Raw genomic sequence first — 9,074 nt, 5'->3', positions numbered from 1 at the left:
GTTCGCCAGCCGCTTCTGCGGGGGCGGGCCTGGCACGTCGAGCAGATGCTAGACGTAGAGCGGATGAACGTCGCGGCGGCGCTGCTGATCGGGACGCAAGACTTCGCCACGTTCGGCCGCGCGCCGGTGGGCGAGAACACGATGCGGACGGTCAGCAGCAGTCAGTGGTCAGTGACCAGCGGTCAGTGGTCAGTTGGGCGAATGCTGGTGTACCGCATCAGCGCCGAGGCATTTCTGTACCGCATGGTGCGGAGTGTGGTCGGGTCGTTGAAGGCGGTTGGCAGTGGCCAGTGGCCGGTGGAGCGTTTCGCCGAGGCGCTGGCGGCTCGCGAGCGCAAGCAGTCGGCCACCCTGGCCCCGGCGCATGGCCTTTACCTGGTGTCGGTGGAGTATAGGGACTAGGGGCTGGGGACTAGGGATTAGGGAAGAGCGTTCTTCCCTGGCCCCTGGCTCCCAAGCCCTAGCCCCTACGAGCAGAGGAATGAGAATGAAAACTTACGTAACCAAACCGGCCGAAGTGCAGCGGGCCTGGTACGTTGTGGACGCGGAAGGGCAGACGTTGGGCCGTCTGGCATCGTCGGTGGCGACGATCCTGCGCGGCAAGCACAAGCCGATCTACAGTCCAGCGGTGGACTGCGGCGACTACGTCGTTATCGTCAACGCCGAGAAGATCGCCGTGACCGGCCGCCGGCTGGAGCAGAAGCGGTACTACCGCCACTCCCTCTACATGGGCGGTCTGCGCGAGATCACCCTGCGCGACCAGTTGCAACAGCACCCGGAGCGCGTGCTGGAGTCGGCCGTGCGTGGCATGTTGCCCAAGAACGCGCTGGGCCGCAAGATGTTCAAGAAGCTGAAGGTCTATGCCGGCAGCGAGCACCCGCACGAGGCGCAGCAGCCGCAGCCGTTGGAACTCTAGTGACTGGTGTTTAGGGCTAGTAACTGGAACGACTGACGATATTGCTCGTATGCAAGAGGATTTTAGGATGAGTCAATACTACGAAGGAATCGGCCGGCGCAAGGAAGCTTCGGCGCGGGTGCGCATCTACTTCCGCGAGGCGGGCCAGACCGAGGCCCTGGCGTTCACCGTAAACGACAAGCCGGTGGAAGAGTACTTCCCGCGCTTCGGCGACTACCAGACCCTCATCGGCCCGCTGGAGACCAGCGGCCTGATGGGCAAGGTGGACGTGACGGTGCTGGTGCAGGGCGGCGGTATCACCGGCCAGACGAGCGCGGTCCGCTTGGGCCTGGCGCGCGCGCTGGTGAAGTACGACGAGAACCTGCGCACGCCGTTGCGTGGCGGGGAACACCTGACACGGGACGCCCGCGTGAAGGAACGGAAGAAGCCCGGCCTGAAGCGCGCCCGTAAGGCCCCGACCTACACCAAGCGCTAAAGAATTAGGAATTATCAATTAGGAATTAGGAATCGGAATCTACTACGTTGCTGGATGTTTAATTCCTAATTCCTAATTCCTAATTGTTCATGATTACAATCGTTGGCCTCGGCCCCGGAGATGCCGGCCTGATCACCCGTCAGGCCTGGCATCTCCTTTCCACGGCCGAGACCGTCTACCTGCGCACGGCCCGCCACCCGGCGGTGGCCGGACTGCCGGCGCACCTCCACCTCCACAGTTTCGACGCCATCTACGACACGGCCGAAGACTTTGCCGCCGTTTACCGGCAGATCGCCGGCGAGGTGCTGCGCCTGGGCCGCGAGTCGGACGTGCTCTACGCCGTGCCGGGCAACCCGTTCGTGGGCGAGACGACGGTGACGGCCATCCTGCGCGGCGCGGCCGAGGCGGGGATCGTCGCGCGCACCGTCGCCGGCCTCAGTTTCGTGGAGCCGGTGGTCGCCGCACTGGGCATCGACGCGCTGGACGGCCTCCAGCTCTTCGACGCCATCGAGATCGCCGCCTTCCTGCACCCGCCCCTCAACCCCGACGTGCCCCTGCTGCTGGGCCAGGTCTACAGCCGCCAGTTGGCGAACGAACTCAAGCTGGCGCTAATGAGCATCTATCCAGCCGAGTTGCCGGTGGCTCTGGTTCACGCCGCGGGCGAGGCGGACGAGCGGGTGGAGCGTCTGGCGCTGTTCGAGATCGACCGCAGCGAACACGTCGATCACCTGACCAGCCTCTACGTCCCGGCGCTGCCGCTGAAGTCGAGCTTGCCGGCGCTGGCCGAGACGGTGGCTGTGTTGCGCAGTCCCAACGGTTGCCCGTGGGATCAGGAGCAGACGCCGCAGAGCATGCGCGAGGGGTTCCTGGAAGAGGCATACGAAGTGCTGACCGCGCTGGACGCCGACGACCCGGTCAATCTGGGCGAGGAGTTGGGCGATCTGCTCTACCATATCGTCATGCAGACGCAGATGGCCGCCGAAGCGGGGCACTTCACACTGGCGGACGTGATCGCCGGCATCGAAGCTAAGCTGAAGCGCCGCCATCCCCATGTCTGGGGCGATTGGCAGGTTAGCGATTCGGCCGAGGTGCTGCGTAACTGGGAGCGGTTGAAGCAGCGCGAAAAGGCGGATAAGCCGGCCGGCGGTTCGCGACTGGACGGCATCCCCCCGGCGCTGCCGGCTCTGGCCCGCTCGCAAAAGGTTCAGGGGAAAGCGGCCCACACCGGCTTCGACTGGCCCGACATCGGCGGCGTCTACGACAAGCTGGCCGAGGAGGTGGCCGAATTGCGCGAGGCGGCGACGCTCGAAGAGCGCCACCTGGAACTGGGCGACGTGCTGTTCGTTGTGGTCAACCTGGCCCGCTGGCTGGACGTTGACGCGGAGAGCGCCCTGCGCGAAGCCAACGAGCGCTTCGCCGGCCGCTTCCGCCAGGTGGAACGGCTGGTCGCGGCGCGCGGACTGGAATGGTCGGCGCTGTCGTTCGCCGAACTGGACGCCTTGTGGGAGGAAGCGAAGGCGACGCTGGCTTCGCTTGCGCAAAACGACGCACCTGATAAAGTCTAAGCTGAACCGGATCGATCCCGGTTCGGTGAAACGAACGTGACAGTAGTACTGAACATCGCGCTCTTGTCACTGGCTGTGTTGTCGGTTCTGGCGGCCCTGTACTTCGTGATGAAGGGGATGGGGGCCAGGAGCAGCATCAACCGCCAGGCCTATAGCGTAGGGCAGGTGGAAGCCAGGCGGTCCAGTCTGGTCCACTGGGTTCGCGCCGCATTCTTCCTTTTGGTGGGACTCATCTTTCTGGGAATCTTTGCCGTCCGGCCCCTGCTGTCCGGGCGCGGGGCGACCACGGAACCGACCCCACCACCCCCCACCTTACCCGCCCAGGTGACGCCTACCGCGCCTAGCGCCCCGGTCGTGCAGCCGACGACCGCTCCGGCCCTGCCCAGCCCGACCAGCCCGCCCGTCTCGCCCACGCCGCAAGCTACGGCCGCCCCGACTGGAACCCCCGCGCCCCAGACGGCCACTGTCAGCAGCGGCGTCGGCGTCTGGCTGCGCGGCGCGCCGAGCACAAGCGGTGAGCAACTGGAGTGGCTGTTGGATGGTACGGTGGTGACGCTGCTGGCCGGCCAGCAGACGGCCGACGACCTGCTCTGGCAGCAGGTGCAGACGCAGACCGGTGTAGAAGGCTGGGTCGCGCGCGACTTCCTGACCGTTCAAGAGTAGGGGCCAGGTTATAGATTCCAGGGTAGGGGCGGGTTTCAAACCCGCCCCTACTTCCCATAGCTCCTGGCCCCTAGATAGCGCGGCGACTGATGCCGGAAGTACGTATCGTACAACTCCGCGTAGTGCCCGCCCTCGGCCATCAGCGCGCGGTGACTGCCCTCCTCGATGATCCGCCCCTTTTGCAGGACGATGATCCGGTCGGCCGAGCGCACCGTGGAGAGGCGGTGGGCGATGATGATGGCCGTGCTGTTCTCCATGATCAAGTCGAGCGCCTGTTGAATCTGTGATTCAGTGAACGGATCGACGCTGGCCGTGGCCTCGTCCAGGATGAAGATGCGCGGGGCCTGCACCAGGACGCGCGTCAGGGCCACCAACTGCCGCTGACCCATGGACAGCCGGCTGCCACGCTCGCCGACCTCGCTGTAGATACCGTCGGGCAGCGTCTCCAGCCACTCCCCGTTGCCGATGCGGCACGCCATCGCCTCGATCTCTTCGTCCGTGGCCGCCGGGTTGGCGTAGCGAATGTTCTCGGCCACCGTTCCGGCGAAGAGGAACGGCGCTTGCGAGACGATGCCCAGCCGCGCCCGGTAGGAGGTCAACTCGAACTCCCGAATGTCCTGGCCGTCGATGAGGATGCGCCCCTCCTGGAACTCGTAGAAGCGGGCGACGAGCTTGATGATGCTCGACTTGCCCGCCCCGGTGTGGCCGACGAGGGCGATGGTCTCGCCTGGCCGGACGTGGAGGCAGAAGTCGTTGAGCACCTGCTCCTGTTCCGAATAGCGGAAGTAGACGTGGTCGAAGACGATGTCGCCGCGCGGGTCGTCCAGCGGCTCGGCTGCGGTCTGGACGACGCTCGGCTCGGCGTCGATGAGGGCGAAGACGCGCTCCGTGGCCGCCAGCCCGGCCTGAAACTGGCTCCAGAAAGCCGACAGGTTTGTCACCGGGAACCAGAAGCGGTCGGCCGTGGCGACGAAGAGATACCAGGAAGCGATGCTGAGCGCTCCGGCCACGGCGCTGCGCCCGCCGAAATAGACCAGGATAGCCGTGCCGATGCCTGCTAGCGCGTTCAGCGTGGGAAAGATGTTGGACAATACGAAGGCGCGCCGGATGTTGATGCGGTAGGCTTGTTCGTTGACGCGCAGGAAGTCGTCGTAGATGGCCCGCTCCTGCCGGAAGTTCTTGGCCACGCGGATGCCGCTGACCGCCTCCTGAATCGACTTGTTGACCTCGGCCAGGGCGCGCGAGCTTTGGCGGGTCACGTCGCGGGCCAGCCGGCGGAAGGCCAGCGCGGCGGCGACCACGATGGGGATCATGGCCAGCGCCGCCAGTGTCAGCCGCCACTCGATGCCCAGCAGGATGAAGATGAGGATGACGGCCGTCGCCAACTGGTTCACCACGTCGGTCGTGATGGTAACCACTTCGCCGAACTCCTGTGTGTCGCTGGTGATGCGGCTGACGATGCGGCCGGAGTTGTACTCGTCGTAGAAGGACAGATCCTGGCGCATGGCGGCGTCGAAGGCGTCGTTGCGCATGGCGTTGACCACGTCAGCGGTCACCTGCGCGGTCAGGTAGCGGCGGATGCCGGCCAAGGCCCAGGTCAGCACGCCGGCGACGAAGACGAGCGCGGCCAGCAGCGTGGGGAAATTCTGCCCCTCGATGCCGGCGTTGAGGCTGCGGGCGATGATGATGGGCAGCAGCGCGCCCAGGACGGCCATGCCGGTGATGGCGACCGCTACTGCTACCGCCTTCCACTTATGCGGTCGGAAGTAGGCCACAATGCGCGCCACCAGCGCCTTGTCGCTGTAGGTGCGGTCGTATTTTTCGGCCTCCAGGCCGCGGGTCAGAGCTGCCATTCGTAATCTCAGTAGGGGCAGACCTGCGTGTCTGCCCCCAGGGCTGCGTATTTGCTCAGGGCGCACACGCGGGTGCTCAGGGCGCACACACGGGTGCTCAGGGCGCACACACGGGTGCGCCCCTACTACAGGATGCGCTGGCCGAGCAGGGAAGCGGCCAGTTCGACGGCCAATTCGGCCGTCTTGTTCATGTCATCCAGGATCGGGTTGATCTCCACGATGTCGAGCGACGCCACCTGGCCGCTGTCGCCCAGAATCTCCATCAGCAGATGCGCCTCACGATAGGTCAGGCCGCCGGGCACGGGTGTACCCACGCCGGGGGCCTCGGCCGGATCGAGGCTGTCCATGTCCAGGCTGACGTGCAAACGCGGCAGGTGGCGCAGGTGGTCGAGCGCCTGCCGGGCAATGACGGCCATGCCCAGCTCATCGACGTGGCGCATGGTGAAGACGTGAATGCCGCTGCGGATGAGGCGCTCGCGCTCGGCCGCGTCCAGGTCGCGCACGCCGATCTGGACGATCTCCGAGCTTTTCAGCTTCGCGCCCGGCGCGCCGACGTTGACCAGCGCCTGTGGCCCTTCGCCGATGAGGGCGGCGACGGGCATACCGTGGATGTTGCCGCTGGGTGATGTGGCGGGCGTGTTGAAGTCGCCGTGGGCGTCCACCCAGATGACGCCGACCGGACCGGGTCGCGCGGCGGCGGCGATGGAGCCGATGCTGATGCTGTGGTCGCCGCCCAGGAAGATGGTGAACTCTCCCGCCTCGAGCCAGGGCCGGGCAGTGTCATAAATGGCCTGGCAGACGGCGGCGACGGCGCTCTGCCGCTGAGTGGCGCTTCCGACGCCGTGCTCTTCGGGGTTGGGGGCCGGGACGTTGCCCTCGTCGTGGACGGCGTGGCCGAGCCGCTCCAGCCGCGCCTGGAGGTGGGCATAGCGGGCGGCGCTGGGGCCGGTGTCCACGCCCCGCCGGCATTGGCCCAGGTCCATCGGGATGCCCAAGATGTGTATCGTTCGCTGCATGCGTTTGGCCTCAAGCTGAAGGGGTATTGTGGCTCATGATGTATGGGGGCGCAAGCATGCTGAGCAGGGGAGCAGGGGAGTGGGGGAGCGGGGGAGTGCGCGTCCTCAGATGCGCGCGCGCATGGCATGCATTCCGGCCGTTCGCATCTGAGGATGCGAACTCCGAATCTTGGCTCTCCCCTGCGCCCCCGCTCCCCAGCGCGCTTGCCCGCCAGTGAGCGTGTCATATAATGGCCCAATGTCCCTCGCCGACTGGTACAAGGTAGAGCAGTTGCCCTGGCCCACAGAGTGGCCGACGCTTTTCGGCCGGCCAGCCCCGCTGCGCGTGGAGATCGGCTTTGGCAACGGGCTGTTCCTCATCCGCCTGGCCCAGACGCACCCGGCCGACAACGTGCTGGGCATCGAGATCTCGCTGCCGGCGCTGCGCCACGCCGTGCGCAAGGTAGAGCGGGCCGGCCTGGACAACGTGCGCTTGCTGCAAGGGGACGCCGCCGCCGCCCTGCACGCGCTCTGCCGGCCGGGCTACGTGGCCGCCGTCACCATCAACTTCCCCGACCCCTGGCCGAAGAAAGACCACCTGGGCCGGCGGCTGATCGACGACACCTTCCTGCATCTGCTGGCGACGCGCCTGCCGGCCGGCGGCGCGCTCGACATCGCCACCGACCACGATGACTACGCCGAGCAGATCACCGCCTGCCTGCTCCGTTCGCCCCACTTCGCCAGCCGGTTGGACGCGCCCTTCGTCCTGACCGATCCTGAGCGCGTGACGACCAAGTACGAGAGCGTGGCCCTGGCCGAAGGGCGGACGCCGCGCTACTATCACTGGCGGCGCAACGACGCGCCGGCCGAGGACGTGTTTCCCGTTCCTCAGGAGTTGCCCATGCCCCACGTCGTTCTGCGCGGGCCGGCCGATCTGGATGAGATCGGCCGCCGCTTCCGGCCCGGCGTCGTCGAGATCGGCGCGACGCGGATCAGAACTATCGAGGCTTACCGCTCGCTGCGCGACGGCAAGCTATTGATCGAGACCTACATCGGTGAGGAGCCGATCTGGCAGCGCCTCGGCCTGGAGATTCGCGCCCGCCGCAGCGGGGAGTTGGTGGTCGCCCTGGCCGAGGTGGGTTTCCCGCGGCCGACGCGCGGCGCGCACCTCGCTATCCACTACATCGTCGAGTGGCTGCGCGCTGAGTTCCCGGCCATCGTCATTGTCCATAGCACGTTACAGGTGAACCATGTCGACGTTACACACGAACGGGATTGACCTGCATTACGAGGTAGCCGGCCAAGGGGAGCCGCTGCTGCTCCTGCACGGCCTCGGCTCGCGCAGCGAAGATTGGGCGTTCCAGGTTCCCGCCTTCGCCCGGCATTACCGAGTCATCACCGCCGACATGCGCGGCCACGGCCGCACGTCTAAGCCGCCCGGCCCCTACAGCGTGCCGATGATGGCCGACGACGTGGCCGGGTTGCTGGACGCGCTGGGCGTGGATGCGGCCCACTTTGTGGGGCTGTCGATGGGCGGCATGATCGCCTTTCAGTTTGCCGTGGATCGGCCGGAGCGGGTGCGCAGCCTGGTCATCGTCAACAGCGGGCCAGCGCTGGTGGCGCGCACGATGAAGGAGCGATGGCAGGTCACGCAACGGCTGGCGCTGGCGCGCCTGTTTGGGCCGGGGCGCACGGCCGTCTTCCTGAGCCAACGCCTGTTCCCCAAGCTGGAGCAAGCCCCTCTGCGCGAGGCGTTCATCGCCCAGTGGACGCAGAACGACCGCCACGCCTACCTGGCGGCCATGCGGGCGCTCGTCGGCTGGAGCGTGCTCGACCGGATCGACGCCATTCGCTGCCCGACGCTGGTCATCTCCGGCGACCGGGATTACACGCCGGTCGAGGCCAAGCGCGGCTACACGGCGCGCATCCCCGGCGCGCGGCTAGAGGTCATCGCCGACTCCGGCCACGCCACGCCCATCGACCAGCCGGAGCGCTTCAACGAGTTGGTGCTCGCCTTTCTAAGCGAGAGGGAGCGGGAGCGATGAAGGTCATCGTCGCGGGCGAAATCCCGCTGGTGGACGAGATCGGCCGACTCTGCCGGCAGACGGCGCACGAGACGGCGATCTACCTGGTGGAGGACTTTCTGGGGGCGCTGGAGGCCGGCTACGCCCTGGAGCAGTTGGCGGATGTGGAGATCGCTATTGAGGCGCACAATGAGTCGGCCGCGGCCAAGCAGGAGCTTTTGCTGGCGATGGGCACGTACCTGTCGCCGGACGCGCTCATCCTGACCTCAGCCCTGGCGACCAGCGCCACGCAGGCGGCGGCGTGGGTGGCGCGGCCGGAGCGGGTGGTCGGCTTTGGGGCGCTGCCGCCGATGGCCGACGGGGGTATCATCGAGCTGGCCCGCGCCCTCCAGACGGCTGAGTCGGCGCTGGTGCAGGCGGAGCTGTTCTGGCGGGGGCTGGGCCAGGAGACGATCCTGGTAACCGACGGGCCGGGGCTGGTGCGGGCGCGGACGGTGTGCTGCGTGATCAATGAGGCGGCCGGCATGCTGATGGAGGGCGTCGCCTCGGCCGCCGACATTGACAAGGCGATGCGGCTGGGGGC

Annotated in this window: 9 protein-coding genes and 1 pseudogene; 8 read left to right on the top strand and 2 right to left on the bottom strand. The window is 66.9% G+C overall.

All coding sequences use genetic code 11. The annotated features are described in order from the left end of the window. The 5 genes and pseudogenes from ACE3UY_RS22320 to ACE3UY_RS22300 form a co-directional block, all read left to right on the top strand. Positions 1-402 (top strand): annotated as a pseudogene (locus tag ACE3UY_RS22320) (tRNA pseudouridine(38-40) synthase TruA); the annotation flags it as partial. 85 nt (positions 403-487) lie between these two features. Then, positions 488-916, top strand: a complete 429-nt coding sequence (rplM, locus tag ACE3UY_RS22315; RefSeq protein WP_374689675.1) for a 50S ribosomal protein L13 — start codon at positions 488-490, stop codon at positions 914-916. A 67-nt stretch (positions 917-983) separates the two neighbouring features. Then, positions 984-1,391, top strand: coding sequence for a 30S ribosomal protein S9 (rpsI, locus tag ACE3UY_RS22310; protein ID WP_374689674.1), 408 nt, complete (start codon positions 984-986; stop codon positions 1,389-1,391). 89 nt (positions 1,392-1,480) lie between these two features. Beyond that, positions 1,481-2,956: a nucleoside triphosphate pyrophosphohydrolase gene (gene mazG, locus ACE3UY_RS22305; RefSeq protein ID WP_374689673.1), complete on the top strand. Its 1,476-nt coding sequence runs from the start codon at positions 1,481-1,483 to the stop codon at positions 2,954-2,956. Between the two features lie 36 nt (positions 2,957-2,992). Then, positions 2,993-3,619 (top strand): SH3 domain-containing protein, encoded by a 627-nt coding sequence (locus tag ACE3UY_RS22300; RefSeq protein WP_374689672.1) that lies wholly within the window; start codon positions 2,993-2,995, stop codon positions 3,617-3,619. Between the two features lie 47 nt (positions 3,620-3,666). Here the strand turns inward: ACE3UY_RS22300 and ACE3UY_RS22295 are convergent, their stop codons facing one another. Continuing rightward, positions 3,667-5,472 (bottom strand): ABC transporter ATP-binding protein, encoded by a 1,806-nt coding sequence (locus ACE3UY_RS22295; protein WP_374689671.1) that lies wholly within the window; start codon positions 5,470-5,472, stop codon positions 3,667-3,669. A 125-nt stretch (positions 5,473-5,597) separates the two neighbouring features. Further along, positions 5,598-6,488 carry an arginase gene (rocF, locus tag ACE3UY_RS22290; protein WP_374689670.1) on the bottom strand — a complete coding sequence of 297 codons (891 nt, stop codon included), beginning with the start codon at positions 6,486-6,488 and terminating at the stop codon, positions 5,598-5,600. Positions 6,489-6,726: 238 nt separating this feature from the next. On the opposite strand from rocF, the gene trmB reads away from it, so the two are divergent. The 3 genes from trmB to ACE3UY_RS22275 all read left to right on the top strand — a co-directional run. Further along, positions 6,727-7,746, top strand: a complete 1,020-nt coding sequence (trmB, locus tag ACE3UY_RS22285) for a tRNA (guanosine(46)-N7)-methyltransferase TrmB (RefSeq protein ID WP_374689669.1) — start codon at positions 6,727-6,729, stop codon at positions 7,744-7,746. Beyond that, positions 7,718-8,512, top strand: a complete 795-nt coding sequence (locus tag ACE3UY_RS22280; protein WP_374689668.1) for an alpha/beta fold hydrolase — start codon at positions 7,718-7,720, stop codon at positions 8,510-8,512. Before trmB ends, ACE3UY_RS22280 begins: the two co-directional genes overlap by 29 nt. After that, a partial coding sequence (locus tag ACE3UY_RS22275) for a 3-hydroxyacyl-CoA dehydrogenase NAD-binding domain-containing protein (RefSeq protein WP_374689667.1) occupies positions 8,509-9,074 on the top strand: 566 nt, incomplete at its 3' end. The genes ACE3UY_RS22280 and ACE3UY_RS22275, both read left to right, overlap by 4 nt.

It is taken from the genome of Promineifilum sp. (SeqCode), from assembly GCF_041918635.1.
Classification (GTDB): Bacteria; Chloroflexota; Anaerolineae; order Promineifilales; family Promineifilaceae; genus Promineifilum.
This window is presented reverse-complemented; position numbering and strand designations above follow the sequence as displayed.